Origin of the sequence: Chitinophaga silvatica (assembly GCF_003419895.1) — a bacterium.
Taxonomy (GTDB): Bacteria; Bacteroidota; Bacteroidia; order Chitinophagales; family Chitinophagaceae; genus Chitinophaga; species Chitinophaga silvatica.
In genome coordinates, this window is record NZ_QPMM01000003.1 from 333,035 (window position 1) to 359,707 (window position 26,673).

The 26,673-nt window shown below is 40.2% G+C and carries 24 protein-coding genes; 11 read left to right on the forward strand and 13 right to left on the reverse strand.

What is annotated here, in order from left to right; translation table 11 throughout:
- The first annotated feature begins 3 nt into the window (after positions 1-3).
- Genes DVR12_RS09265 through DVR12_RS09280 form a run of 4 tightly spaced genes read left to right on the forward strand, consistent with a single transcriptional unit; the run spans position 4 to position 4,632 of the window.
- The gene (locus DVR12_RS09265; protein WP_116975385.1) at positions 4-1,344 is read left to right on the forward strand and encodes a sensor histidine kinase; all 1,341 of its coding nucleotides are present in this window, start codon (positions 4-6) and stop codon (positions 1,342-1,344) included.
- A gap of 37 nt (positions 1,345-1,381) precedes the next feature.
- Positions 1,382-2,056 (forward strand): lysoplasmalogenase, encoded by a 675-nt coding sequence (locus DVR12_RS09270; protein ID WP_116975386.1) that lies wholly within the window; start codon positions 1,382-1,384, stop codon positions 2,054-2,056.
- Between the two features lie 22 nt (positions 2,057-2,078).
- Positions 2,079-3,677, forward strand: coding sequence for an L-aspartate oxidase (gene nadB, locus DVR12_RS09275; RefSeq protein ID WP_116975387.1), 1,599 nt, complete (start codon positions 2,079-2,081; stop codon positions 3,675-3,677).
- Between the two features lie 55 nt (positions 3,678-3,732).
- Positions 3,733-4,632 (forward strand): lysophospholipid acyltransferase family protein, encoded by a 900-nt coding sequence (locus tag DVR12_RS09280; protein WP_116975388.1) that lies wholly within the window; start codon positions 3,733-3,735, stop codon positions 4,630-4,632.
- On the opposite strand, the gene DVR12_RS09285 is transcribed toward DVR12_RS09280, so the two are convergent.
- The 5 genes from DVR12_RS09285 to DVR12_RS09305 form a co-directional block, all read right to left on the reverse strand.
- Positions 4,613-5,119 carry a BON domain-containing protein gene (locus DVR12_RS09285; RefSeq protein ID WP_116975389.1) on the reverse strand — a complete coding sequence of 169 codons (507 nt, stop codon included), beginning with the start codon at positions 5,117-5,119 and terminating at the stop codon, positions 4,613-4,615. The genes DVR12_RS09280 and DVR12_RS09285 overlap by 20 nt on opposite strands.
- Positions 5,120-5,368: 249 nt before the next feature.
- Positions 5,369-6,772, reverse strand: coding sequence for an MBL fold metallo-hydrolase (locus tag DVR12_RS09290; protein ID WP_116975390.1), 1,404 nt, complete (start codon positions 6,770-6,772; stop codon positions 5,369-5,371).
- A gap of 129 nt (positions 6,773-6,901) precedes the next feature.
- Positions 6,902-7,261 (reverse strand): ArsR/SmtB family transcription factor, encoded by a 360-nt coding sequence (locus tag DVR12_RS09295; RefSeq protein ID WP_012788619.1) that lies wholly within the window; start codon positions 7,259-7,261, stop codon positions 6,902-6,904.
- Positions 7,262-7,471: 210 nt separating this feature from the next.
- Positions 7,472-8,146, reverse strand: a complete 675-nt coding sequence (gene tsaB, locus DVR12_RS09300; protein ID WP_116975391.1) for a tRNA (adenosine(37)-N6)-threonylcarbamoyltransferase complex dimerization subunit type 1 TsaB — start codon at positions 8,144-8,146, stop codon at positions 7,472-7,474.
- 5 nt (positions 8,147-8,151) lie between these two features.
- A complete protein-coding gene (locus tag DVR12_RS09305) occupies positions 8,152-8,817 on the reverse strand; it encodes a 3-hydroxyacyl-CoA dehydrogenase family protein (protein ID WP_116975392.1) in 666 nt (221 codons plus the stop codon).
- Positions 8,818-8,918: 101 nt separating this feature from the next.
- Here DVR12_RS09305 and DVR12_RS09310 point away from each other — a divergent pair, with 101 nt between their 5' ends.
- Positions 8,919-9,299 (forward strand): RidA family protein, encoded by a 381-nt coding sequence (locus tag DVR12_RS09310; protein WP_116975393.1) that lies wholly within the window; start codon positions 8,919-8,921, stop codon positions 9,297-9,299.
- Positions 9,300-9,502: 203 nt separating this feature from the next.
- Here the strand turns inward: DVR12_RS09310 and DVR12_RS09315 are convergent, their stop codons facing one another.
- The 4 genes from DVR12_RS09315 to DVR12_RS09330 all read right to left on the reverse strand — a co-directional run bounded on the left by DVR12_RS09315 (position 9,503) and on the right by DVR12_RS09330 (position 14,475).
- Complete coding sequence (locus DVR12_RS09315) at positions 9,503-11,158, reverse strand: L,D-transpeptidase family protein (RefSeq protein WP_116975394.1); 1,656 nt, start codon at positions 11,156-11,158, stop codon at positions 9,503-9,505.
- Between the two features lie 154 nt (positions 11,159-11,312).
- On the reverse strand, positions 11,313-12,863 hold the full coding sequence (locus tag DVR12_RS09320) for an Rne/Rng family ribonuclease (RefSeq protein WP_116975395.1): 1,551 nt from the start codon (positions 12,861-12,863) through the stop codon (positions 11,313-11,315).
- 457 nt (positions 12,864-13,320) lie between these two features.
- Positions 13,321-14,163 carry a tetratricopeptide repeat protein gene (locus tag DVR12_RS09325; RefSeq protein WP_116975396.1) on the reverse strand — a complete coding sequence of 281 codons (843 nt, stop codon included), beginning with the start codon at positions 14,161-14,163 and terminating at the stop codon, positions 13,321-13,323.
- 24 nt (positions 14,164-14,187) lie between these two features.
- Complete coding sequence (locus DVR12_RS09330) at positions 14,188-14,475, reverse strand: HU family DNA-binding protein (protein WP_073084475.1); 288 nt, start codon at positions 14,473-14,475, stop codon at positions 14,188-14,190.
- Between the two features lie 220 nt (positions 14,476-14,695).
- On the opposite strand from DVR12_RS09330, the gene mutY reads away from it, so the two are divergent.
- The 6 genes from mutY (at position 14,696) to DVR12_RS09360 (ending at position 20,609) form a co-directional block, all read left to right on the forward strand.
- Positions 14,696-15,769, forward strand: coding sequence for an A/G-specific adenine glycosylase (mutY, locus tag DVR12_RS09335; protein ID WP_116975397.1), 1,074 nt, complete (start codon positions 14,696-14,698; stop codon positions 15,767-15,769).
- Between the two features lie 197 nt (positions 15,770-15,966).
- Positions 15,967-16,425, forward strand: a complete 459-nt coding sequence (locus DVR12_RS09340; protein ID WP_116975398.1) for a single-stranded DNA-binding protein — start codon at positions 15,967-15,969, stop codon at positions 16,423-16,425.
- Positions 16,426-16,558: 133 nt separating this feature from the next.
- Positions 16,559-17,902, forward strand: coding sequence for a gliding motility-associated protein GldE (gene gldE / locus DVR12_RS09345; RefSeq protein ID WP_233522214.1), 1,344 nt, complete (start codon positions 16,559-16,561; stop codon positions 17,900-17,902).
- A 28-nt stretch (positions 17,903-17,930) separates the two neighbouring features.
- Positions 17,931-18,530, forward strand: coding sequence for a gliding motility lipoprotein GldD (gene gldD / locus DVR12_RS09350; RefSeq protein ID WP_116975399.1), 600 nt, complete (start codon positions 17,931-17,933; stop codon positions 18,528-18,530).
- A gap of 50 nt (positions 18,531-18,580) precedes the next feature.
- Entirely contained in the window at positions 18,581-19,150 is a 570-nt protein-coding gene (locus tag DVR12_RS09355; protein ID WP_116975400.1) for a DUF3109 family protein, read from the forward strand.
- 82 nt (positions 19,151-19,232) lie between these two features.
- The gene (locus DVR12_RS09360; protein WP_116975401.1) at positions 19,233-20,609 is read left to right on the forward strand and encodes a LutB/LldF family L-lactate oxidation iron-sulfur protein; all 1,377 of its coding nucleotides are present in this window, start codon (positions 19,233-19,235) and stop codon (positions 20,607-20,609) included.
- On the opposite strand, the gene DVR12_RS09365 is transcribed toward DVR12_RS09360, so the two are convergent.
- The 4 genes from DVR12_RS09365 to DVR12_RS09380 all read right to left on the reverse strand — a co-directional run bounded on the left by DVR12_RS09365 (position 20,606) and on the right by DVR12_RS09380 (position 26,166).
- Positions 20,606-21,739, reverse strand: a complete 1,134-nt coding sequence (locus tag DVR12_RS09365; protein ID WP_116975402.1) for an energy transducer TonB — start codon at positions 21,737-21,739, stop codon at positions 20,606-20,608. The genes DVR12_RS09360 and DVR12_RS09365 overlap by 4 nt on opposite strands.
- The gene (locus DVR12_RS09370; protein WP_233522216.1) at positions 21,732-22,286 is read right to left on the reverse strand and encodes an RNA polymerase sigma factor; all 555 of its coding nucleotides are present in this window, start codon (positions 22,284-22,286) and stop codon (positions 21,732-21,734) included. The genes DVR12_RS09365 and DVR12_RS09370 overlap by 8 nt, the downstream gene beginning before the upstream one ends.
- Positions 22,287-22,428: 142 nt before the next feature.
- Positions 22,429-23,946: a bifunctional phosphoribosylaminoimidazolecarboxamide formyltransferase/IMP cyclohydrolase gene (gene purH / locus DVR12_RS09375; protein ID WP_116975404.1), complete on the reverse strand. Its 1,518-nt coding sequence runs from the start codon at positions 23,944-23,946 to the stop codon at positions 22,429-22,431.
- A gap of 168 nt (positions 23,947-24,114) precedes the next feature.
- Positions 24,115-26,166 carry a ComEC/Rec2 family competence protein gene (locus DVR12_RS09380; RefSeq protein ID WP_116975405.1) on the reverse strand — a complete coding sequence of 684 codons (2,052 nt, stop codon included), beginning with the start codon at positions 26,164-26,166 and terminating at the stop codon, positions 24,115-24,117.
- Between the last annotated feature and the right edge of the window lie 507 nt (positions 26,167-26,673).

Here is a 26,673-nt window from a genome sequence, read left to right on the forward strand (position 1 = left end):
ATAATGAACAGGTTCAGTATAAATATCATTTTACGCGTGATACTGTTAACCATCAGTATTGTGGTAGCCGTAGGATTCTACTTCGCTAATCTGAAGCCGATTTCTCTGTTGCTGGTTCCGGTAATCGTGCTACAGATGTACGCCATCTATCATTATCTAAACCGCATCAACCGTAAGCTTACACTGTTCCTTGAATCTATCAGGTATGAAGATTTTTCTATTCGCTTTAGTGCAGATAATAAGCTGGGAGAAAGTTTCAGCATGTTGAATCAACAGTTCAATGAAGTATTGGAAGCATTCAGGCAAACAAGAGCTGAAAAAGAAGCCAATCTTAAATACATAGACACGATTGTTCAACATATCAGCATCGGTGTACTATCGTTTGATCAGGAAGGAAAAATCGAACTTATAAATCCTGCAGCATTCAGGCTTTTAGGGATCTACAGACTAAGAAATATTCATGAACTAAAGACTGTACATCCCGGACTGGCAGAGTTATTAACTGAACTTTCTTCCGGCAATAAAACACTCTATGCCACCAGGCAGGAACAACAACTATCTATACACGCTGCCACTGTAAGATTACAGGGGCGACTGGTAAAACTAATCTCTATTCAGAATATCCATTCCGAGCTTCAAAAGAAAGAGCTGGAAGCCTGGCAAAATCTGACAAAGATTCTTCGGCATGAAATAATGAACTCTGTAACCCCCATTGTTTCTCTGATAGGAACAATGCAGGAAATTGTGGATCTGGATATTACACCAACGACAGGAAACGCCGAAGGAATAGCAGATTTAAGAGAAGCATTGCAAACTGTAGAAAGCCGGAGCAAGGGGATTATGAACTTTGTAAATGCCTACAGAGATTACACCACATTGCCTCAACCTCAATTTACAGCTGTTAATGTCAGAAACCTGGTTGCCTCAATAGGTAGTTTGCTACAAACCGATATGAAGCAAGCGGGTATTCATTTTTTAATGGAAATTGAAATAGATAATATTGAAATTCATGCGGATGTATCTCAGTTGCAAATGGTACTGATTAACCTGGTAAAAAATGCCATGGATGCCCTTGAACAAACTGCACAGGCAAGTATTCACATTAAACTCTATCTCAATAATACTCAACAAATTGCAATTGAAATAACCGATAATGGCCCAGGAATTGATGCCGAGGCCATGAATAAAATCTTTATTCCCTTTTTTACAACCAAAAAGAAAGGGTCAGGAATCGGGCTCAGCCTTTCTCAGCAGATTATTCAATTGCATGGAGGCCAACTTAAGGTAATCAGCCCGGGTGTTAACGGAAATGGTACTACGTTTTATGTTCTCCTGAATATTTAGCTGAATAATCCTTAATTTAGAAAACAATTTGTTTACTATGCTACGCCCTAACAGCCTATTGGTATTTTTCTTCCTATTATTGGCAGATCTTGTACTTGTTGCTCTAAACCTCAACGAATATAGGGTAGCGACAAAGCCTTTACTGACGCTGTTATTGGTTATTTATGTACTGTATTCCAGGTCTCCGGTTCCTAAAGGGTTCAGGAATCTATTGTTAACGGCCTTATTATTTTCCTCATTAGGAGATGACTTACTGCTATATGATAACGGTAGTTTATTTTTACCCGGGTTAGGAAGCTTTCTTATCGCACATATCTTCTACATAATCTTCTTTCTGAAAATAAGATATAGTAATCCACCAACGCCGGCATGCAAGTATCCGTTTATCTTCCTTAATGCGGCTGTGGTCATTTTATTTTTACTATTCCTAATGCCATATCTGGGCCCTTTTAAGATCCCGGTAATTATCTACGCACTTACTATTAGTATTACGGTACAAAGTGTTTTACATTCTTTCCATTTCAACCGGCAACCAGCTGGCTGGTATTGTATAACAGGCGCAGTATTATTTCTGATTTCCGATAGTTTAATTGCCGTTGGGAAATTCTATCATCCCTTCCCCGGCAGTGATATTCTGGTTATGCTAACGTATGGTTTGGCACAATTCGGTTTAGTTTTTGGTAGCCTAAAGTATTTCGAAAGCAAAGGCTAATTCTTCTTACTTTTACACCACTATGCAGAAAACAGACTTTCTTGTCATCGGTTCAGGGATTGCAGGGCTCACCTACGCACTCAAAGTATCACAGCAGTGTCCTGATAAGAAGATTACTATTATTACCAAAAGCCAGGAAGATGAAACAAATACTAAATATGCACAAGGTGGCGTAGCAGTAGTTAACGACCTGGAAAACGATAGTTTTGAAAAACACATAGAAGATACCCTAATTTCCGGAGATGGCCTTTGTAATGAGCATGTAGTAAAGATTGTGGTAACTGAAGGGCCGGATAGAGTGAATGAGATTATTGAATGGGGAGCTAATTTTGATAAAAATGAAGATGGTGTATTTTCTTTAGGCCGCGAAGGCGGGCATTCTGTATTCAGAGTTATCCATCACAAGGATGTTACCGGTCGGGAAATTGAAAGAGCCCTACTTGCTGCTATTCACCAAAGACCCAATATAGAACTTATATCACATTGCTTCGTTGTTGATCTCATTACTCAACATCACCTTGGATATCTGGTTACCAAATCTACCCCCGATATCGAATGTTATGGTGTATATGTGCTAAATCGAAATACCAATAAAATAGAAAAGATCCTTGCTAAAGTAACCTTACTTGCTACAGGTGGCAACGGGCAGGTATATCGTAGTACTACCAATCCTGGAATTGCAACCGGAGATGGAGTAGCAATGGTTTACCGGGCAAAAGGCAGAATAGAAAACATGGAATTCATCCAGTTTCATCCAACTGCCCTGTACGAACCCGGAGTAAGTAATTCATTCCTTATAACCGAAGCAGTGCGAGGAGATGGTGGCATTTTGAGGAATATTCATGGCGAAGATTTCATGCCCAAATATGATGCACGCCTGTCTCTCGCCCCAAGAGATATCGTTGCAAGGGCTATAGATAGCGAGATGAAAATAACAGGTACTGAGCATGTATTTCTTGACTGCCGGCATATGGACCTGGAAAAGTTTATCCATCATTTTCCGAATATCTACGAGAAATGTAAATCGATTGGTATTGATGTAACCCAACAAATGATACCAGTTGCACCGGCTGCACATTATAGCTGTGGTGGTATTAAAACCAATGAATGGGGGCTTACTTCCATCAGAAATCTTTATGCCTGCGGGGAATGTGCCAGCACTGGATTACATGGTGCTAACAGATTGGCATCCAATTCCTTGCTTGAAGCCATGGTATTCGCCCACCGTTGCTTCATGGATGCTACCAGCCAGATCGATGTACTTGAATTTAAAGACAATGTGCCGGATTGGGATGCAACAGGAACTACTGCCCCGAAAGAAATGATCCTGATTACTCAAAGCCTTAAAGAGCTTAAACAAATCATGAGTGATTATGTGGGAATCGTGAGAACAGATGTTCGTCTGGAAAGGGCACTCAGAAGACTGGATATGTTGCATGAAGAAACTGAAAATCTGTATGAAAAAACAATGGTTTCTCCCCAACTATGTGAACTAAGAAATTTAATCACCGTAGGATATCTGATAGTAAAGGGCGCTTCCTTCAGAAAAGAAAGTCGTGGATTACATTACAATACAGATTATCCATTCAAGTGCGAACTTGTTCAGAATATTGTCTTGTAAGTTGTTAACCGTCGCATTTCCTTAACTTTGCGATGGATTTCAATAAAACAGGACCATGTATTATATATTGCTGGCGTTTTGCTATAGTCTTTCTATTTTACCCCTTCCCGTACTTTATTTCATCAGTGATATACTGTATCTACTGGTATATTATGTATTTGGATATAGGAAGAAGGTAGTAATGGAGAATTTACGCCAGGCATTTCCTGATAAATCCAATAAAGAGCTTACTATACTTGCCAGGAAGTATTATCGCAACCTGACAGATATGATGGTTGAAACCATCAAACTGCTCACGATGAGCAAAGACTCCCTGAAGAAACGTTTTATCTGCGATCTTTCCGTATTGCATAAATTATATGCAGAAGGTAAAAGCTGCCAACTACATTTAGGTCATAACTTTAATTGGGAATGGGCGAACCTGTTTTGTATGCAGGGTGTAGCCTTTCCATTTCTGGTAGTATATATGCCCTTAACCAGCAAGCCGGCAGATAGATTTTTTCGTCATTTCAGAGAAAAATTCGGGTCTGTTCTTATCCCTGCAAATGATATGGGTAATAGTATGCGAGCCTGGAATAACAAACAGTATCTCATAGCCCTCGTTGCAGATCAGAACCCCGGAAACCCTCGTTCCTGTTATTGGTTTCCATTCCTAAATAAAATGACTCCTTTTTATAAAGGCCCTGAAATGGGAGCAAAAAGAAGTAATATACCTGTTGTGTTTGTGGATATAAGAAAAGTAAAGCGAGGTTATTATCATGCAACCTTACAACTGGCGTTTGAAAATCCACAGCAGGAGCCTGATGGAAAGATCACAGAAGCATTTGTAAACTTCCTGCAAAAGAATATCTATGAACAACCGGAGGTATGGGTTTGGAGCCATCGCAGATGGAAACATCAATATAACGGACAGCCTTTATCAACAGCTTCAAAACCTAATGATTTACCGGCTTAATGTTGTTGATGACATTTCCACTGGTATATTGATGCGTGATTCTAAGAATTTTCTTCAATTGCTTTTTAGGGGCAATTCCTTCTAAAGTAACAGTACCGTTTTCTATGAGAACATCTACAGTTGAATACCCGTTTGCCTGAAAAACAGAATCGAGTGTATGTTTGATTTGAAGATCGGCACTACTTATAATCTGAACCGGAACAGGTGGAGTTATTACGGGTGGATGGTAAACTGTAATCTTATCTTCATACGATTTAATTCCCTTTAATCCGGTCAACGCCTCTTCTGCAGCAGCTTTAGCAACTTCGTCTTTTACAACTCCTTGTAGTACAACATTTCCATCCTTTACAGTTACAGAAATACCCGGGATCATGCTTAACCGATTATTGATCTGTGCACGCAAAGTCTTATCTGAAGGTTGACACGCCGTTAATGTAAGCATGCCCATATAACAGTAAAGTATAAACGCTGTTGATTTGGGAAACATGACAAACAAAGTTATTTCCCAGAAGATACGAAAATTTCACGCAAAGGCGCTGAGATTAATATTAAGGTACAAAGGATTTTTTATAAGACTTTTAAGGATCGAGGCGAATATTTTTGAGAATTGTTGATTGGTTTAAATCATATTTATAACCCCATTCAATAACCCTTAATAACATTCTTCTCAATCTTTAATACCTTAAAAAAAATCCTTTGTACCTTAATATTAATCTCAGCGCCTTTGCGTGAAATACTAGTTCAACACTGTTTTTTCCTGTACTACCTGTAAACCTTTCTGGTCTTTCATTTTGGCGAATCCACCATCTACATTTCTGAGACTGTGAATACCTTCTCTTTTCAGGAGGGAGCAGGCAATGATACTACGATAACCGCCCTGGCAATGTACATAGATGTTATAGTGTTCTTCCATGTCTGACATCTTACCCGGATCTACCATCTCATTGAGAGGAAGGTTTAAGGCATTTTTGATGTGACCATCTGCAAACTCGATAGTTTTACGAACGTCCAGAATTACCAGATTAGGATCATGAGGGATATCCATTGCCAATTCATCTGGTTCAACAGTAATGATCAGATCAATGGCTTCCCCTGCTTTTGCCCAGGCATCATAGCTACCATCCAGGTAACCTACAACATTATCAAATCCAACTCGTGCGAGGCGGATCACAGTTTCTTCTTCCTGGCCCAAAGGAGTTACAAGAATGATATCCTGGTCGAATGGCAATAAACTACCAGCCCATTCCGCGAAGCGGCCTTCAAGGCCAATACTGATAGAACCTGGTACAAAGCCTTCTCCAAATTCAACTGCCTTACGGGTATCTACGATTACGGCACCTTCTTTAGCTTTAGCTTTAAAATCGGCAGGTGAAAGCGGCCTCATTGCTTTTTCTAAAACAGCAGATAAAGCGTCATAACCTTCCTTGTTAATTTTAGCATTGATCGGAAAGTAAGAAGGAGGAGTAGACAGGCCAGAAGTCACTTCATTAACAAACTGCGCTTTATCTGTTGCCAGTAATGCATAGTTAGTAGCTTTTTCATCACCAATGGTGCTGAAGGTATTTGGGCCTAAATTCTTACCACATGCAGATCCTGGTCCGTGTGCCGGATATACGATCACGTTATCTGGTAAGGTTTTTATTTTATTATTCAGAGAATCGAATAAGAAAGCAGCCAATTCCTCTTTGGTCAGATCGCCACTGAAGAGGTCCGGACGGCCAACATCACCAACGAATAAGGTATCACCTGTGAATACAGCATAAGGTTGCTGTTTTTCATCTTTCAGCAGGTAGCACGACGATTCCAGGGTGTGGCCCGGGGTATGTAAAACCTGTAGTGAAACGGCACCAATAGAGAAAGTCTCATTGTCTTTGGCTATATATGTTTCGAAGTTTGTTATAGCATCGGGGCCATATACGATTTCCGCACCGGTAGCCGCAGCCAGGTCCAGGTGGCCTGAAACGAAATCGGCATGGAAGTGCGTTTCGAAAATGTACTTGATTGTAGCTTTACGTTCATTTGCCAGATCCAGATATACGTCAATATCTCTTAACGGGTCTATCACGGCTGCAACTCCTTCTGATTCAATAAAGTATGCAGCTTCCGATAAACAGTTGGTGTACAATTGTTTTACGAACATGGTTTTTGATTTTTACAAATTTACAACTTCTGCAACGGTCTGCTTATGGATAAAATCTATATAAAAATAAAAAAGTAGCCGAATCGGCTACTTTTTTATATCGTTTTCCGTAATTAAACGGTAATGCTATTAACCAACAAGCTCTTCCACGAACTTAGCCACTTCAGCAATACGTTGCTTATTAATGGTGTAGTGAATGAACTTACCATCTCTTTCTGTAATTACAATGCCAGCACGCCTTAAAATGGCGAGATGTTGCGATGCTACCGATTGTTCCAGACGCAATTTCACGTAAATCTCAGTTACGGTCATTTTTTTGTGGTCTTCCAGCAACTTAATCATTTGCTGGCGCAGCTTATGGTTGATAGCTCGCAGAACCATAGCAGCTTTCTTGACGGCAATGTAATCCAATTTGATCTGGTCTTTTTCATTGGTACCTCTAGAAATAATAAGAGTATTAGAAGAGGTAGTTAATAATGTTTTTTCCATCGCATAATAGTTTAAAAAATGATGAAATGAAAGGGATCAACGGACAGTACTCGCAAATAGTTAGACAACAATTGCGGATATCGATTTACACAAAAATATAATATCTATCACAATAAAAAAAATTTCCATACCTTATTTTATCATATATATCCCCCAGATACTTGCAAAATAGATGTAATTTGACAATCACATGACAATCCAACGTTCGTGTTAGGATTTTTGAGGGGTATAAAATGGCTTGAGATAAAAAGGACTAAAATATGCGAGGTCAACGAACTGCTTCTTTTCCCAGTATTTAGCCGAAAGATCAGCTAACTGTGCAGCACTTATCACATATTTTACAAAAATAGCATTTTTACGTGAAGATAACATTAGCTCCCATTTCGAACTTCCATCACCAAAGAAATAGATTTTCCTCTCTGCAAGCTGAGTGTCAAATATTTCAGGTGTTAATATAAGTGCCTGGGGAGGCATTATTTCATTTAAACTATTATCATATATCGCTGTAAAAACTTCCTGTCTGCGAGCATCTATCATTGGGCAATACCAGGCATCCTGGTCCTGCACTTCTGATAATAATCCACTCGCCATCATCTGCAATGTAGATATTGCAATCAAAGGCTTATTCCATGCATAACACAGGCCCTTAGCCGTTGCCACTCCCACACGTAAACCCGTATACGAACCCGGACCAGCACTTACCGCAATGGCATCCAATTTATCTGGAGTAATATTGTGTTCCTGCATCAATGTTTGCACAAATGTGACAATTGTAGCAGCATGGTCCTGCTGCTTTTCATTCGTTAACGTTTGCACCGCCTTTCCATTTATTGCCAGGCTTACAGATCCTATACTTGTTGCAGTATCTATATTCAATATTACCATAATAATTATATCGCTTCGTATGCTTTTTGTAATGAGTCTGCAACGGTATACCTCGGATCTCCGGTTGCATCCTGTATCGCTTTTAATACTTCGTAAACATGCCTTATGCCAATTCTTTCACTCCACTCAAATGGTCCATAAGGATAATTGGTTCCCAGGCGCATCGAGGTATCAATATCTTCCGGGGTAGCCGTTCCCTCTTCTGCTGTTAAATAAGCTTCATTAATAATCATACATACAACCCTCGGAGTAACCAACCCTACCATATCAGCTACTAACAAATATTCCCAACCCAAATCATACATAATATTTGCGAGGGTCATTTGCTGCACATCATCAATAACGGATACTTCCATTACCGGAAGATTGATCATACCCGGCAGAAAATTACATCCTATGATATTAATTCCCTGTTCAAAGGCATATTGACTCATCAATTCAGATAAAGAAGTTTTTACCATACCAGCTAAAACCGGTACTCCAGGGTGCTTTGCGTATAGCAATGCATGCTCCGTTCTGTCATCAAATACCAGATCGATTATTAAATCAAAAGCATTTACCGAACTTACTTCTTCCAAACTTGTTTTCCACTGCAACTGATGATGTTTTGGAATTCCTTTCTCCATCAACTCATCATACCGTTGGGCATCTGCTACTACCAGAATGTTCATAGCATTAAAATTTTGGCAAACCTAATAAAGAATCATTAATTATTGCCAAATCTACCGGCGTATCTTTGCCTCTGCAAAATATAAATCAGTAATCTCTGAATATGGAAAAGAAAATAATTAATACCAGCAAAGCTCCTGCTCCTATTGGCCCTTACAACCAGGCTGTCAAGGTCGGTAATACACTTTATGTTTCCGGTCAGATCCCTATTGATCCTGCTACCGGCGAACTGGCAAAAGGAGGCATAGAAGCTGATACCCATCAGGTGATGAAAAACCTTCAGGCCGTTCTTGAAGCTGCTGATATGGGATTCCAGGATGTTGTGAAAACAACCATTTTCTTAACAGATATGAAAACTTTCCCTCAGGTAAATGAAGTATATGGTACCTACTTTACCAGCGATTTTCCTGCCCGCGAAACAGTTCAGGTAGCTGCTTTGCCAAAAGGAGTGAACGTAGAAATTTCTGTTATTGCAGTAAAGTAGCTCGCAGGCTCGCTTTTTTCTCGCAGAGAAGCAGAGATTAATATTAAGAGGCATAAGGATCGAAGCGAATGTTATTAAGAGCTACAGACTGGTTTCTATTAATGTTGAAACCTATCGGAAGTCCTTAAAAGCATTCGCTTCGATCCTTATGCCTCTTAATATTAATCTCTGCTTCTCTGCGAGAAACAAGCGAGCAACGCGAGCTATTTATGCGCAAACAATGTAGATGCCAGCTTGGCATCATGATTATATACATCATCGCGGAAATTCAATCTGTTCTTCTCGTCTACAAAGGCTGTAAAGTATACTATATACACAGGTACTTTATCCTTAATTGTTACATACTTTTCCTTACCAGCATTCATTGCCTCATCAATTTTTTGCTCTGTCCAGGATGGATCATCCCGTAATAGCCACATTGCAAGATGTTTGGGCTCTTCAATTCTTATACAGCCATGGCTAAACGAACGCTTGTCTTCTCCGAACAAATAACGTGCAGGCGTATCATGCAGATAAATATTATACTCATTCGGGAACAGGAACTTTACTTTGCCCAACGAATTTTTACCGCCTGGCTTCTGACGTACAGTATAAGGGAAGCCACGACCAGACTGACTTAAATTAATAGAGCCAGGAGATACTACCTTACCACTGCTGTTTACAATTTCCATATTCTGACGTGCCAGATAACTACTTCCTCCCTTTCTTAGGCCAGGAAGCACTTCATTGGTTAATATACCTGGAGGCACATTCCAATACGGACTGAATACGATGTATCTCAGTTCTTTCGTAAATACAACGGTACTGGTACCAGGCTTTCCTACTACTACATTACACGACCAATCGAGTCTGCCACTATCATAAACCATCATTTTAAACTGAGGGATATTTACTACAATATGGTCGGAAGTCGGATCTATTGGAACCCAGCGAAGTCTTTCCATATTGAGCAAAACCTTTTGAATCCGCTGTTGAACAGGCACGTTCAGGGCATTGAGAACATTTTGGTTGAGTACACCATCTGTCTTCAGCCCCATTCTTTCCTGGAAGCTGCGTAATGCTGTGTCGAGTGGTGCATTAAATACATTACTGCTGTCGTTAACAGAAAGGTCGCCCAGGATTTGAAGTTTATTCTTTGCCTGAGAAATAACAAGGGCAGAATCGCCTTTCTTAAGGGCTTTCTGCGTCATTCTGGTTGTATCCCACTGATATTTGGAGGCGATATTTACCAATCGCTTCAGTTGTTGTTTCAGGAGAGTATATTGTCGGTTTACCGGTTCGTCTTCCTCAAAAGTATTATTAGGCTTGCGGATCATGGAATCGAGGAGGCTTTCCATATCAATTTTCTTGCGGGGAATAAACCATTCGAGGTCTTTAGCCGATTCGGTTATTAGTCCACCCCATACTTTGTTTCCATAGGCGAAGAATTGGGCGGTGAGGAGCAATTCGATGCCAGGAGTAGCCGGGTTACCGGGTTTAAGGGTTGAGTCGGCCTGTAGCAAGGTATCGAGCGCCTGCGGGATGAGGCTGCTGTCGCCGATTCCGTAGGCCGCATCGTTTTTCATCATATTGATGAAGTTACCGGCTTGTTCGGTAAGTCCATCTTTATTGATCCAGGCGTAATGAAAATCTCTTCGTCTGTAAAAATTCAGGATATACTCATCATATGCATTATATGATGGGTGATCTTGGAGGAATTTATGGACGTAGCTACTGTCGAAGGTTAGGTCGATATAGGCCTGTTTCGTATAATGCGAGGTATCTCTCGCTTTTGTTTTTTTGTGGGAGCCACTTTGTTGCATACAGGAGGCGAAAGCAATCATTAGCAACATAAGTGCACCATAGAAGCGTATAGTCATAATAGTACCAGGATGTAATTAAACATGACAACCGATAATCAGGGGGGTCATTTACTATAGTAAATGTATGAAATATATGAAGTTATATGTTCAGGGTTTAATAAAAAAAGCAGGCTACCTGGAGATGGTAGCCTGCTTTAAATTTCTTTGGTATTTATAGTTTTATTTCTTCGTCGTTGGCGTCAAAGAATCGGTATTCGGTAAGGTGATAATTGGAGTCAGCTTTGAGTCGTATCCATTTTTTATAGTGGAAGTACCATTTCCACTGTTTAGAGACCAGAAATCCTTTGGTCAGGTAAGCGTACAGGATTGGGTGAACTCTGATTGTTAATCCTTTATGTTGATGATTGAGGAGATATTGGAGATTTTTCTCGATATCTTCCAGGATAAGCATAGATGCGCCGATTTTTCCGGTGCCTCTGCAGGTTGGGCAATCTTCAGCTACGGAGATTGTGATTTCTGGTTTAACCCTTTGACGGGTAATCTGCATCAATCCGAATTTGGAGATAGGCAGGATGGTATGTTTAGCTCTGTCCTGGGCCATGAATTTTTCCATGGCTTCGAAGATGGCTTTTTTGTTTTCGGGGAGTTTCATATCGATAAAGTCGATAATGATGATTCCCCCCAGGTCGCGCAGCCTGAGTTGGCGGGCGATTTCGGCGGCAGCTTCGAGGTTTGAAGCTAGTGCGTTTTGTTCCTGGTTATTGCTGGAGCTTTTGTAGCCGCTGTTGACGTCGATGACGTGGAGGGCTTCAGTAGCTTCAATGATAAGATATACACCACTATCGAGGTTAACGGTTTTACCGAAAGAAGCTTTCACTTGTCTGGTAACTCCGAAGCTATCGAAGATAGGAGATCCGTTATTGTAGTAGTTGACGATATCGGATTTTTCAGGCGCAATTTTTTGGATGTACGTCTTGGTGTCTGTATAAATATTTTTATCGTTTACAACGATGCGGTTGAAGCTTTCGTTGAGCAGATCTCGGAGGATGCTGGTAGTTTTAGTTTGTTCGCTCAGTATTTTCTGAGGAGCCTGGGCACCATGGAGATTTGACTGGATATTTTTCCAGGTTTGAACGAGGGTGGTTAGATCTTCGTGCAATTCTGCTGTTTTCTTTCCTTCGGCGGCGGTTCTAACGATTACGCCGAAGTTGGGAGGTTTGATTGCTTCAACAATTTTCTGAAGTCTCTTTCTTTCTTCGGAAGAATGGATTTTTTTGGAAACGGCAACAATATCGTTGAAGGGTGTTAACACGATAAATCTTCCGGGTAAAGAGATTTCGCAGCTAAGGCGGGGGCCTTTGGAGGAAATGGGTTCTTTCAGAATTTGTACGAGGATGTTGGGTTTACCACCTAAAACATCTGTGATCTTGCCAGTTTTTACGATTTCCGGTTCATTTTTAAATTTAGTGAAATCGAATCCATCGGGCGTTTTATCGCTGATGGCGAGAGCAGTAAATTTAAGAATGGAGCGGATGTATGGGCTAAGATCCGTATAATGTAAAAAGGCATCTTTTTCGAAGCCTACGTCGACAAATGCAGCATTTAAGCCGGGTATTAGTTTTTTTACTTTACCCAGGTATAAATCACCTACTGCGAAGTTAGGATTGCCACTTTCGTGATGTAATTCTACTAGCTTCTTATCTTCCAGTAACGCAATTTCTACCCCTGAGGGAGCCGCATTTATAATAAGTTCCTTATTCAAGCGTCCAAAATTTTAACCTTAAAAACTTCACCTTTATGCTATGCACACGGCTATTTGAGAACAGCTTACTGCATACCAAAACAATAGCTTACTATAAATAGTCAGCGTATTTTTTCACGTTCGTGATGATGGATTGCTTAAGGGTTCAGCGATCACTGCAGGTAATGTCCGGAGAAAACAAATTGCGGAGTCTATGGAAACAACCTGCATGACTATAGCAATTTAAGAAGTAAATGCTAAAATCATGCAGGATATATGAAAATTTTTATCCGACTACCGCGCCGGGAGCATACCTAATTAGTATAAATGGCGGGAAACTGGAGTAATTATTTCTTCTTACTTTTATGCCGGTTCTTTCTCAGTCTTTTTTTACGCTTGTGAGTAGCAATTTTATGTCTTTTTCTTTTCTTACCGCAAGGCATACGCTGATACGTTTTTAAATGATTGAAAAATAATATTATCTAATGCTTTTTATATAGCTATCTACTTCCTTCTTAAGCTCGGGATCCGTCATTAATTGTTTGCTTTTTTCAAACAATTCGATGGCCTTAGCTTTATCTCCCTTACTTCTATAGGCTTCGCCCAAAACGAATAACACTTTTGCATTATCCTGATGTTTGGCGCTAACGCCTTCCAGTCGTTCGATAGCTTTATCATATTGCCCGGATGTAATAGCTAGATTAGCTAAAGTAACCTGGGCATCAATATTGTCAGGATGAACAGCTACAACTTCTCTCAATTTTGCCACACCTTTCATAGGCTCACCGGTATTCATAAATACCATAGCCTGAGATATCTTTAAGGTGTCATTGTCAGGATTCAATTGAATGGCCTGATCAAATAAAGAGATAGCCTGCTCGGCTTCCCATTTTGCTACACGCGGATCTTCAGCGTGTTGCAGGTGGGCTGAAAATAAATTGGCTGCAAAGGTGAGGCTTTTTTCGGAATTTTCCAACTTAGCGGCTTCGCCCAGATAATAGGCTGCCACGGGAAGCTGATTTAAGCTATCCCAAAGATTATACAATTGGCGGAATGCAGAGATCTGCTGAGATTTTACATCCCCGCGAATAACATTGGTTTCAATGGTATTTACCTGTAATAACTTATCTGATGGAATCTTACCCTTGGCTACCGAGAGCAATTCAGAAAAGGCAATAGGTTGTACATCCTGTCCGCCCTGCATAGGGGCAGCAGATGACATAGGTTGCTTGTCTGACCGGGGCACAGTTCGGCCAAAGGCGAATAATATCACCAATAGTGCTACCGCAGCACCCACCAGAAGAACTTGTGTTTTTTGCATCGCCTAAAATATTAGGCTGCAAAACTAAGAACTTTTAAGCTTCTTTACTTCAGCAACAAATTCTTTCGAAGGTTTGAACGCCGGAATAAAATGCTCAGGTATCTCCACAGCTACGTTCTTCTTGATGTTACGTCCAATCTTGGCGGCTCTTTTCTTAGTGATGAAACTTCCAAAGCCACGGATATAAATGTGTTCTCCATTAGCTAAGGCTTCTTTCACCTCTTTAAACATAGCCTCAAGTGTGACTAATACATCAACTTTGGGGATGCCGGTTTTTTCAGCAATGTTGTTTATTAAATCAGCTTTTCTCATATAAAAGCGAGAGGATTACTTTACTCTCAAAGTTAACTTAAAAATTCTAATTGCTGAATTTTAAGCAAATAAATTTTATCATTTTTTCTTATAACTCGTATTGGCGATAAAATTATTTATTTGCGGTTCAGAAATTTCTATCTGTTGTACCTAAATAGGGTTTTTTCTACAGCATTTGCCATATCAATATACTAAATAATTTTATTAAAATAATATATAAATGGGCTCAGCCAGACTTTTTTTTACCGAAAATTTACTAGAATGGAATAAAGAGCAGAATAACCGCAGTATGCCCTGGAAAAATGAGAAAGATCCATACAAAATATGGCTGTCTGAAATCATCCTCCAACAAACACGCGTTGAGCAGGGCTGGCCTTATTATGAGCGATTTATTCAGTACTACCCCACCGTTCAGCAACTAGCACAGGCTCCTGAAGAAGAGGTTTTCAGACTCTGGCAGGGCCTCGGATATTATGCCCGTTGTAAAAATATGCTGGCTGCTGCCAGGGAAATTACCAATACCTATAACGGTAAATTTCCCGATCAATATGATCAAATTAAGGCCCTGAAAGGAATTGGCCCTTACACCGCCGCCGCTATCGCCTCCTTTGCCTTCAACCTGCCTCATGCAGTGCTCGATGGAAATGTTTTCCGTGTATTATCACGCTTCTTTGGTATTGATACCCCGATCGACAGCACCGCTGGTAAAAAACAATTCTCAGAACTGGCCCAGGCTCTTCTCCCGGCAGATAAAGCAAATGTTTATAATCAAAGCATTATGGATTTTGGAGCAGTGGTCTGCAAGCCACAGGCCCCAAATTGCGACGACTGCCCCCTGCAAAGGAAATGTGCGGCATTTAATCAAAACCTGATTAATCTGCTACCAGTAAAAACCAAAAAAATACAGGTGAAAAAACGCTATTTCAACTATATCATCCTTCAGCACAAAAACAATATCTATATCCGTAAAAGAACAGCCAGTGATATCTGGCAAAACCTCCATGAATTCATTCTCATGGAAACAGATAATGCTACTGATTTTACTGCTCTGCAAAAAGACAATCGTTTCAGGGATTTACTGGGCGATTTACCCTTTTCTATCGAAAAGATTTCAGCACTCCTTAAACAACAACTTACTCATCAAACGATTTATAGTCAATTCATTACAATAAAAGTTTCTACAGCTCCTGCCCTGCATGATTATATAGCAGTGTCACAAAAACAACTCAATAATTATGCTTTTCCAAAAACCATTACAACCTATTTGGAAAGCAATAACTTACAGCTCTTTTAGTCAAACACACATTGCGAATAAAAATATACATGAAGCGCTATGGTACTTCAGTATTCAATCGTAACAACAAAATCTGTCACAATCGCCCGCCAGTAAAGAAATTTTTCCTGTCGATTAGAAAAAAATATTAACTTTAAGAAGGTTGTTTATTTATTTAACGAAGAACATTTCAACAACAGGCTAAAAAACCTACAACTATGAGAGGTGTTAATAAAGTAATCCTGATTGGCAATTTGGGCAGAGATCCGGATGTACAGTTTCTTGAAGGGAATATAGCAGTAGCTAAATTTTCACTGGCTACTACTGAAACCTTTAAAGACAGGGCTGGTAAGCTCATCTCACAAACAGAGTGGCATACGGTAGTATTGTGGAGAGGTCTGGCAGAGTTAGCGCAGAAGTATCTGCACAAAGGTAGTCTTGTTTATATTGAAGGACGCCTACGCACACGTAGCTGGGAGGACAAAGAAGGCAATAAAAAATTTGCCACCGAAGTTGTAGGAGATAACCTGGTTATGCTGGATAAACGCATGGACCTCAACAACCAAGATCACCCCATTGCTCACCACAGCGGCTCTGGTACAGGCAGCGGAGAAAATTATCCAGGATTGGATATTCCCCCTTCTCTGAATGAACCAGCAGATGATCTGCCGTTTTAATTGATCTGAATAAATAATTTAATGCTGTCACGCAAGTAATCCCAAAGGGGACATTACTTATATTTGCGTGCCGGGAAAGTTATTCTATAAATTTCTTTCCCTAATTCATGTTTTTTCACCAAAGTTGAACATCTTGGGTATCCTTTCGGCAAGCAACGTATCCTATTTCTTACAAGCCAGCACACCCATTGCCACTCCTAATGTGGTGGTGTTTCTGCTTGTAATTTTCGTATTACTGCTACTCACCTTCATCGTTTCCGGTGCAGAAGTAGCCTTTTTCTCCTTGAACTATAAGGACCTTAACGTCCTCAAAACAAGGCAGAATACTTCCGGCAAACTCATTACCAAGTTGCTGGAAAAACCTAAATCATTATTGGCATCCCTCCAGATTGCAAGTATCCTGCTGATGCTCGCTTTCATTATGATTACCAATTATCTGGTAACTCAAATGGAAGACCTGCAAACCCTGCCCGTTGTTTCCCTAGTGGTTCGGATTGCTGCCATCTGCTTAATACTCCTGTTCTTTGGACAAATCCTCCCACGGGTTTGGGCTGCCCAAAATAATATCCGCTTCGCTACTTACTTCGCCTGGTTCGTTAGCCTTATTCATGCTACCCTCGAACCTGTCAGCGATTTCTTTGTAAGCATGAGCACCAATATTGAAGCTAAGCTCTTTCACAGAGGCAGTGGCCCCGTAAACTACCACGAAATCGATGAAGCCATCGAAATGAGTGTAGACCCTACCGCTTCCCAGGAAGAAAAAAATATACTCAAAGGCATCCTCAAATTTGGTAACATCACCGTTAAACAAATTATGCGCGGGCGCCTCGACGTTAACGGCGTTGAATATAACAGTTCATTCAATGAAGTAGTGGCCAGAGTAGCCGATCTGCATTACTCCCGCCTCCCGGTATACAAAGAAAATCTCGACAATATCGTTGGCGTGATCCATACCAAAGACCTGCTTCCGCATCTCGATAAAGGAACAGCTTTCGACTGGCACCAGATTATGCGCCAGCCTTTCTTTGTTCATGGTCACAAACTGATCGAAGACCTCCTGTCTGAATTCCAGAGCCGCCGTATGCACTTCGCCGTAGTGGTAGACGAATTCGGTGGTACTTCCGGTATCGTTACCCTGGAAGATATCATGGAAGAAGTAATCGGCGATATCAAAGATGAATTTGACGAAGAAGAATTTAACTATAGTAAGGTCGATAACTTTACCTACGTTTTTGAAGGCAAAACCATGCTCAATGACGTTTGCCGAATCATGGACATCGCTCCGGATACCTTTGAAACCGTAAAAGGTGAAAGTGATTCACTCGGCGGATTAATTTTAGAATTAGCAGGAAAATTCCCTGAAGAAAATAGCGTTATTAACTACAATAATTACGATTTTACTGTTCTTGAAGTCAATAAAATGCGTATTCAGAAAGTTCAGGTAGCCATTCGCCCTGATGCCTCTGAAAAAGTGTAATGCCAGGGTAGTTAAACAAAACAATAAGATGTTCGATTTAAAAGGTAAGGCTCTTGCCATCATAGCCTTGTTACTGCTTGGAATGACAGCCTGTGAAAATGTGCCTACTCCTAAGCCAAGAGGCTACTTTCATATCAAATTCCCGGAAAGAAAGTATAAAACATTCGATAATCCTGGTTATCCATATACTTTCGAGTATCCGGCATATGCCAATATCATTAAGGATACCTCCTTCTTTGGGGCTGCTCCTGAAAATCCATATTGGATCAATGTAGATTTTCCCTCACTTAATGGTAAAATCTACATGAGCTATAAAATTATCGGAGGCAATAACTCCTTCGACAAGCTCGTGGATGACGCCTTTAAAATGACCTATAAACATACCTACAAGGCTTCATATATCGATGAAAATGCCATTCATACCAATAATAATGTAAGCGGCACTTTCTATGAAGTTGGCGGTAATGCAGCCTCTGCCAAACAGTTTTATGTAACTGATTCTACCAAACACTTCCTTCGGGGAGCCCTCTATTTCGATGCTACCCCTAATGCCGATTCACTCGCCCCTGTCGACAAATTCCTTGAACAGGATATGATACATTTGGTTGAAACCCTTAGGTGGAGATAACCTTCTAATAATGTACCTTTGTGGTCTATTAAGAACGACCTGTGTAACAGATGATAATTATCGACGATAAATATATAAGTGACGAAGTAATTGAAGAGCAATTCGTATGCAATCTGTCGGCCTGTAAAGGTGCCTGCTGCGTAGCGGGTGACTGTGGAGCGCCGCTGGATAAGGACGAAACTAAGATTCTGAAGAAAATTTACCCTAAGCTTAAGCCTTACCTTCGCCCCGAAGGCATTCAGGAAATTGAACATACAGGCACTCATACCACCGATAAAGAATATGGCTACGTTACCCCAATAGTAAACAACGGTATTTGTGCATACGCAACTATCGATGATAATGGTGTTGTAGGTTGTGGTATTGAAAAGGCATATAAGGAGGGAGTAGTAGATTATAAAAAACCTATCTCCTGCCACCTGTATCCTATCCGCATCAAGAAATATGAGTCGTTTGAAGCGGTTAATTATGACAGATGGGATATCTGTAAAGCTGCCTGCAAAAATGGTAAGGCACTACAAGTTCCGGTTTATCGTTTCTTAAAAGAAGCGATAATCAGAAAATACGGCACGGAATTTTATGAAGTGCTGGATAAAATTGCAAGAAAACAGTATAAATAAGGATAGCCGGTCTGGAAGATTTATTATCGCTTCTTAAATCCCAAAATCCTGAATTATCTTTAAAGAGGAATATCGTAGGCTTATGCATCAAATAGCAGCTACCTTTCTTGAGAAAAGTGAAACTAAGGCGAGTGACTTAGGTCATCGTGCTACCATCAACTTCAATATTGGCAAATACAATAACGCTGTAAAGAACGGTAAACTTCAATTTGCCGATCTGGCTATTGCGAGAGAACGTGCCAAAAATATTAAGTGGAGGGCAATTGAGCATCTCGATAATCATCTTGAGGAATTCGAACAAAACTTTATACGCCGTGGTGGTAAAGTAATCTGGGCCGAAACTGCCGAACAGGCACAGCAGGAAATTCTGGCTATCTGCCAGGCTAAAAACTGCAAAAGCATCGTTAAGAGTAAATCCATGGCCACAGAAGAAATACATCTCAACTCCTTCATGGAAACGCATGGAATTGAATGTGTGGAAACCGACCTTGGTGAATATATTCAACAATTAGATAATGAACCTCCTTATCACATTGTTACTCCGGCCATGCACAAAAGCAAGGAAGATGTAGCCCGTCTTTTTGCTGATAAACTAGGTACCGACCCTGCGCTGACTCCCGAACAACTTACTCTCGTTGCCAGGGAAAAACTCAGAAATAAATACCTGGAAGCTGAAATTGGTATCACGGGTGCCAACTTCATTATTGCTGATACAGGATCTGTAGCAGTAACCGAAAATGAAGGTAATGCACGTCTTACTACCGCCTTCCCTAAAACACATATTGTATTGGTTGGGATAGAGAAAGTAATTCCTTCTATCACTGACTTAGGCTTGTTTTGGCCACTTCTGGCCACTTATGGTACTGGTCAGAATATCACTGCATACAACAGCATTTTTAGCGGTCCAAAACAGGAAAATGAGATTGATGGCCCTGAAGAGATGTATGTTATTCTCATGGATAACGGCCGTACCAATATTTTGCAGGATACTGTAGCCAGAGAAAGCCTTTATTGCATTCGTTGTGGCTCCTGCTTAAATGCATGCCCGGTTTATAAAAATATCGGGGGCCATACTTATTCTACTACCTACAGCGGTCCAATCGGTTCTGTGATCACTCCACACCTCAAGGGAATGGATTCCTATATGCACCTGAGCTTTGCCTCTTCATTGTGTGGTAACTGCACAGAGGTATGCCCTGTACGTATTAATCTGCATGAATTGCTGCTACATAACAGACAAAAAGCGGTAGAAGAAAACTATACTTCCGGCGGTGAAAAATTTGGATGGTTTGTTTGGAAACAAGGTTGTAGTAGCAGAAGAATGATGAATATGGCTGGTGGTAAATGGAAAAACTTCTTCTTCCGCAGGTTCTTTGCTAAAAGCTGGGGAGAGGACAGAGACCTCCCTGAATTTGCAGAAAAATCGTTCAACCAACTCTGGAAAGAGCGTAACCGCTAATCCTTCTCACTGGTAAACTTCACTTTTTGCGTTACTCTTGCTGGTTTTCGGTCTGATGCCGGATTCCATGCCGGCCCTTCCTTGATTACTCTTATTGCTTCATCATCACATTCTTTATTCAGGTGATGTTTGATCTTAAAGTCCTGCAATGTTCCATCAGGCATAACCAGGAATGAAACTCTTACAAAACCCTCCTGCTTATTAGGGTTTCTGACATTCGTTTTAAGGTAATCGGCATACCCTGTTTGGCCATTAACAGGTAATGGCGGTCTGTATTCAGCATTAGTTTCTGTATAGTCAGTATCCGCTGCTTTAGCCCCAGCCAACTTTCCTTTCACGGCCTTTTCCGGACCTTTGCTTTCATTTAAAACAATTGGTGAGCTCAACACAGAATCCATTAGTTTATAATTTTTCTCAATAGCCAAATGATCAGCCTTTTTCAGTTTTGCCGAATCAAACATGATAATTTTATAGTTATTGGCCAACTGCATGCTGGTATCATCAGCATTTGATTTATAAACCTCTGAAAGCTTCCGATCTGCCTGCCTGCTTGTTTCTGCCATGGCAGGAGTTGGAGCAGCATAAGTTTGTGGCTGAGCTTTCGCTAATGCCGGAACAGGAGCTGACGAAGCTACAGGCTTATGGGCCTGTGCAACCTGAGGTACTACTTCTTTGGCAGCGGGAGCAGTATTCTGGGCCAAAGAGGACAATGTATCCAATGGAATTCCTTTTTCTTCCTTAATAGAATCATTATTAGTGGAGGAAGGCAGGGCAACTATATTGGAGACTGGTTTTTGGGATTGATTAACGATATACCATCCGATGCCCATAAATAAGATGATGGCTGCGGCGGCGACCCATCTGTACATTTTGATTACTCTGCCTCTCGGGTGGGCAGCGGGCGATGGTACTGCAATCCTTTTAGCCAATTCTTCACTTAAAGATTGTAGTTGGAGCTGTTGGTCTGGATGCTGTTTGGAATATCCTTCCAGGGCATCGGCGAGGAAAGGATCGTCGAGGGCCTGTTTCTCCAGTTGGTGCATAGCTCTGTCGTCCAGCTCTCCGGCCAGATACTGGCGTATTAATTTTGCCAGTTCTTCAGGTGAGATATGTGAGTGACGATCAGGCATTTTGCTGTTCAATACAAATTTTAAGATTACGTTTACCGTTCTGGATGTAGCTCTTCACTTTATTCATATCATATCCGGTTAGAGCGCTAACCTCACGATAACTTTTTTCTTTCAGGTAAAACAGATCCACACTACGCTTTTGTTCTTCCGGCAATGTTTCCAGGCATTTCTCCAGTTGCTGCAAATGATCTTCAAGATCTATTCCATTGCCATGATGATTTATTTCCTCATTTTCCATAAGCGAACTCTCGTCTATGGAAATCTGTAATCCTTCCTTATGTTTCATTGCCCTGAGTTTCATCAGGCAATGATTACGGGATAATACGTGCAACCAGCTCTTAAAGTTTTGAACATCATGTTGTTGCAACTTGGTAATCAGCTCTTCAAAGATTTGCATAACAGCATCTTTGCTTGCCTCTTCATCGAAATATTTAAGGCATACACCATATACCAGTGGCATATAACGCTGGTATAAGGCAGCCAGAAAATCCAATTTGCCAGTGCTTTTATACTGCTGGATCAAATCGGCATCTGAGGCCTCTTGCATAATATTTTCGCGAATAAATGACAAAGCTGAATTGAGCTAATTAAAACAATAGTATTGAATTTTTTTGAATATCTGAGTGATTAAAAGAGAAAGCACCAGCTTAAAAACCAGTGCTTTCTGAATATTGGGGATGGACAACAGCTTAGTGTCTGAAATGACGCATACCTGTCATTACCATTACCATATTATGTTCTTTACAGAATTCGATGGAGTCGTTATCTCTAACGGAGCCACCAGGTTGAATTACTGCATTGATACCATGCTCATAAGCAATAGTAACGCAATCATTGAATGGGAAGAAGGCATCAGATGCCATTACAGCACCTTTCAGGTCGAAATTGAACTGTCCGGCTTTTTCAATAGCATGACGCAATGCATCGATGCGGGAAGTTTGGCCACAACCTTTACCAATCAGTTGCTTGTTTTTAACCAAAGCGATAGCATTGGATTTCAGGTGCTTAGCGATCAGGTTTGCAAATTCGAGATCAGCTTTTTCGTCCGGAGTAGATGAACGGGCACCTACTTCATTCCATTCCTTATAATTACCGTTGTCGCTGTCTTGCAGTAACACACCGTTCAATACGTTTTTGAACATGTATTTGCTCTGAACAGGTTGTTTTTGTTCTAACAGGATACGGTTCTTCTTAGCCTGTAATACTTCCAGGGCATCAGCATTAAAACCAGGTGCGATAAGGATTTCAAAGAAGATTTCGCTGATAGATTCAGCGGTAGCTTTATCAATTACCTGGTTGGTAACTAAAACTCCACCAAAAGCACTTTCTTTATCACCAGCCAAAGCAGCCTCCCAGGCTTCTTTCAGAGAATTGCGGGTTGCAATACCACAAACGTTGGTATGTTTTATTACAGCAAAGGTTGTAGTACCGTTAAACTCCTGGATAAGTTGACAAGCTGCGTCTACGTCTACCAGGTTGTTGAATGATAATTCCTTACCGTGTAATTTGTTGAATACTTCATCGAGTTTTCCATAGAAAACGCCTCTTTGGTGAGGGTTTTCACCGTAACGGTTAACTTGTCCTTCCGGTACAGAGAGTTGGAAATAATCACCAGGCTCGTTGTTCAGGAAATATTGAGAGATAGCTACATCATAGTTTGCACATACTTCGAAAGCTTTGGCAGCAAAGCCTCTGCGATCCTGAATGGAAGTAGCTCCGTTATTTTCTGTAAGTACTTTTTCGAGATCAGCATATTGATCTTTAGAAGCAACGATTACAACATCTTTATAGTTCTTACCAGCAGCACGGATAAGGGAAACACCGCCAATATCGATCTTCTCAATAATAGTTTGCTCTTCAGTTGTGTTCTTTACTGTTTCCTCGAATGGATACAGATCAACTATTACCAGGTCTATTTCCGGTATCTGATATTCTTTCAGTTGTTCCAGGTCTTGCGGATTGTCGCGGCGTGCCAGAATTCCACCAAATACCTTTGGATGTAAGGTTTTAACGCGACCTCCCAAGATTGAAGGATATGCAGTCAGATCTTCCACTGCTACACATTTTACTCCCAGCTCTTCAATAAATTTCTGAGTACCGCCGGTAGAGTAAATGGTAACACCTTGTTCACCTAACTTTTTAACGATGTTCTCCAGGTTATCTTTATAGAAAACGGAGATCAAAGCTGATTTAATTTGCTTTTGCATGAATGGAAAACATTAGAATTAATAACTAAAGGCCGCTGATCATGGACCGAAAAGAGACGCAAAGTTAATACGTAACAATCATTTTTCCATTTTCGTTCAAATAGTAAATCAATCTTCTATTCATCAATCTAAAAAAACATCTCACTATTATATCATTATAAAATATCATTATTTTATATTTAAAATAAATGCTCCTTTTTCATTCATATCATAATATGTCTGATTACTGTGCAGGCAATCTTTCTTCCACTGCTCTACCATATATCTTTTATTAAAAGCAGTTATTATTAGGGTTTGAAAATCGTATAGCCTGTTGAGTTGGTATAATGAGGCTTTAGTATTGTTGGTAACAATCAGATAATCGGCCTTCCATCTGTGTTTGCTGCAGGCAATAGGTAAAGTATCAATGATTACAATGGTTTTGTTACAAAAACTTAAATGCCTCCTGTAAATCGTAGCGCTACGGCCCGAAGTAGCATGGTAGTAAGACCTGGTAGCCTGTAAGACACTGCTATCTGAGTCGGAAAATCCATTTACCATATCTCCATAAATACAATCAACCGCTGTTTGTTTGGGGAGGTTATAGACTATTAATATTCTCTGTTTTCTTGTATAATAGATATTGTATGCCTTAACCAAAAATATTAGCCAGCTACATAAAAGCATCCAGTATAAACCTGGTCGCCATTGTTTTAACCGCCATAGTAAAAGAAAAGCAATGAGCAGGTATAACAACCATGCCTGAATGAAATTACAGTGTATATTATAAACTGAAGCTCCTGGCAATTTAGCCAGCCACGCAACAAATACATTCATCAAATGAATCAGGAACCATAGCCCCTTGCCCACCCAATAAGGAATTAAAGGGAATGAGGCGGTTAGTAGTAAAATTATTTCTCCGTAAATCGCAATTGTAGAAAGTGGTATAGTAATCAGGTTGGCAATAAGGAAATAATTGGGAAACTGATGGAAACAGAATAAGGATAAAGGAGTTGTGAATAGTTGGGCTGCTAAGGAAATAGCCACTGATTGCCAGATCAGATCAATCCATTTGTTTTTTATTTTGATAGATTGATAGAGAGGTTGATAAACGATTAAAATGCCCGCCACTGCCAGGTAAGAGAGCTGAAACCCCAAATCAGACAGTAAGTATGGATCATAAGAAAGCAGCAGAAAAGCCGAAGCGATGAATGCGTTAAAGCTATTGCTGTATTGTTTGATCACAAATTTTCCAATAACCAGCATAGTGGCCATTACAACAGCTCTCAGTACGGAAGCAGAGGCACCAGTCAATAACGCGAAAGCCCAGAGTACACTAAGGATAATTGCCGCCTGAAGCAACATAAATAATTTTCGTTTAGGCAGCACCTTTAGGATCGCCAATAAGCTGCTATAGAGCAGGGCCAGGTGCATCCCTGATATGGCAATAATGTGAACGATGCCTGTGGTTGAGTAATCGCTTACAACCTGTTTATCCAAATCCTGCTTGTATCCTATTAGCAAAGCCTCAGCCATTCCGGCTTCTGGCCCCTCTCCCATGTATTTCCTGAATTGTTGAACACAATATTCGGTAGCGTTATTCAACCAGTTATAAGATGATTGTGATTTAAGAGCAATAATTTTGGATTTATATAAAGAAGCCTGATAAAATAATTGCTGGTTGGCTGCGAATTCCTGATAATTAAAACTGCCCGGGTTGCCGGAATACTTAATCAATTGCGGTTGCAAATTGGTGATAAAACGACTGCCGGTTTGCAGATTCATGGTTTTAGGCCAGTAAAGGATGATTTTACCAATTGTAAATTTCCACTCAGGAGGGGCGAACACGGCTTTAATGGTAGCCAACCCTCTGAAAGTGTTCTTCTTCTCTTCAAAAGAAGATATTTCAACCAGGCATAAGGAGGTTGGAGATAGAAAATGACCGAAGTAGGAGGAAGAATGGCGAAGATCTACCTTGTAGGTGATCCAATATCCATTTGAAAACATGAGAAAATAAACCAACAATCCTGTAAGCCATGAAGAAAATTGGGCCCTAAATATTGGCAGAATTTGCAGGTATAGCAATAATAATATGCAAATAAAAAAAAGCGTGTAAACAAAAAAGATGTTGGCAGAGTATGCTTTTCCTACAATAACACCCACCACCATTGGAGTAATAATCCGTAAAAAAGGTTGCCGTTTCCAACGGGTTAAAATAGGTTCTATCTTCTCAAACTGCATGAAAAATGGGTTAACTTATGACAGTTGGAAGATAGAGTAAGCAGAGTGTTTAAACGTTTTGAGAATGTTAATAATGATATCTTTTTGAGAAATAATATTTTTATATGAACACTTGGAAACTTGCGTAAAAATCTTAAAATCTCATTAACTTTCAATTTAATAACATATTTTTAATATATTAAAAATCAATAATTAAAATATTAAAAATTCATTCATCTGTTATTAATTAGTTAACATCTCTTTTAAATATAATATTATTTGTAAACTGCATTACCGGTCACGCTATATGGATTGTATCAAGATTCAATAGTCGTGTCTTTAATGGTTATTTTGAGGGAAAAGAAGGAGCCTGATCTTTATCAGGCTCTGTTTATTTATGGATATTAATTGCAGTTTTTGCAGTTTCTCGCAGAGGCCTGTAAGGAGGCAAAGGATTTATAGTTGTTTGTTGTTTCTCGCAGAGTCTTGTAAGGAGGCAAAGGATTTATAGTTGTTTGTTGTTTCTCG

Bases quoted from the DNA above. Each gene is read 5' to 3' on its own strand.
- purH (WP_116975404.1), bottom strand. From the start codon at position 23,946: ATGCAAAAGCAAATTAAATCAGCTTTGATCTCCGTTTTCTATAAAGAT.
- DVR12_RS09270 (WP_116975386.1), top strand. From the start codon at position 1,382: ATGCTACGCCCTAACAGCCTATTGGTATTTTTCTTCCTATTATTGGCA.
- DVR12_RS09380 (WP_116975405.1), bottom strand. From the start codon at position 26,166: ATGCAGTTTGAGAAGATAGAACCTATTTTAACCCGTTGGAAACGGCAA.
- DVR12_RS09330 (WP_073084475.1), bottom strand. From the start codon at position 14,475: ATGAGAAAAGCTGATTTAATAAACAACATTGCTGAAAAAACCGGCATC.
- DVR12_RS09325 (WP_116975396.1), bottom strand. From the start codon at position 14,163: ATGCAAAAAACACAAGTTCTTCTGGTGGGTGCTGCGGTAGCACTATTG.
- nadB (WP_116975387.1), top strand. From the start codon at position 2,079: ATGCAGAAAACAGACTTTCTTGTCATCGGTTCAGGGATTGCAGGGCTC.
- DVR12_RS09360 (WP_116975401.1), top strand. From the start codon at position 19,233: ATGCATCAAATAGCAGCTACCTTTCTTGAGAAAAGTGAAACTAAGGCG.
- DVR12_RS09340 (WP_116975398.1), top strand. From the start codon at position 15,967: ATGAGAGGTGTTAATAAAGTAATCCTGATTGGCAATTTGGGCAGAGAT.
- mutY (WP_116975397.1), top strand. From the start codon at position 14,696: ATGGGCTCAGCCAGACTTTTTTTTACCGAAAATTTACTAGAATGGAAT.
- DVR12_RS09295 (WP_012788619.1), bottom strand. From the start codon at position 7,261: ATGGAAAAAACATTATTAACTACCTCTTCTAATACTCTTATTATTTCT.
- DVR12_RS09355 (WP_116975400.1), top strand. From the start codon at position 18,581: ATGATAATTATCGACGATAAATATATAAGTGACGAAGTAATTGAAGAG.
- DVR12_RS09265 (WP_116975385.1), top strand. From the start codon at position 4: ATGAACAGGTTCAGTATAAATATCATTTTACGCGTGATACTGTTAACC.
- DVR12_RS09290 (WP_116975390.1), bottom strand. From the start codon at position 6,772: ATGTTCGTAAAACAATTGTACACCAACTGTTTATCGGAAGCTGCATAC.
- DVR12_RS09370 (WP_233522216.1), bottom strand. From the start codon at position 22,286: ATGCAAGAGGCCTCAGATGCCGATTTGATCCAGCAGTATAAAAGCACT.
- DVR12_RS09280 (WP_116975388.1), top strand. From the start codon at position 3,733: ATGTATTATATATTGCTGGCGTTTTGCTATAGTCTTTCTATTTTACCC.
- DVR12_RS09285 (WP_116975389.1), bottom strand. From the start codon at position 5,119: ATGTTTCCCAAATCAACAGCGTTTATACTTTACTGTTATATGGGCATG.
- tsaB (WP_116975391.1), bottom strand. From the start codon at position 8,146: ATGGTAATATTGAATATAGATACTGCAACAAGTATAGGATCTGTAAGC.
- DVR12_RS09310 (WP_116975393.1), top strand. From the start codon at position 8,919: ATGGAAAAGAAAATAATTAATACCAGCAAAGCTCCTGCTCCTATTGGC.
- DVR12_RS09365 (WP_116975402.1), bottom strand. From the start codon at position 21,739: ATGCCTGATCGTCACTCACATATCTCACCTGAAGAACTGGCAAAATTA.
- gldD (WP_116975399.1), top strand. From the start codon at position 17,931: ATGTTCGATTTAAAAGGTAAGGCTCTTGCCATCATAGCCTTGTTACTG.
- DVR12_RS09305 (WP_116975392.1), bottom strand. From the start codon at position 8,817: ATGAACATTCTGGTAGTAGCAGATGCCCAACGGTATGATGAGTTGATG.
- DVR12_RS09315 (WP_116975394.1), bottom strand. From the start codon at position 11,158: ATGACTATACGCTTCTATGGTGCACTTATGTTGCTAATGATTGCTTTC.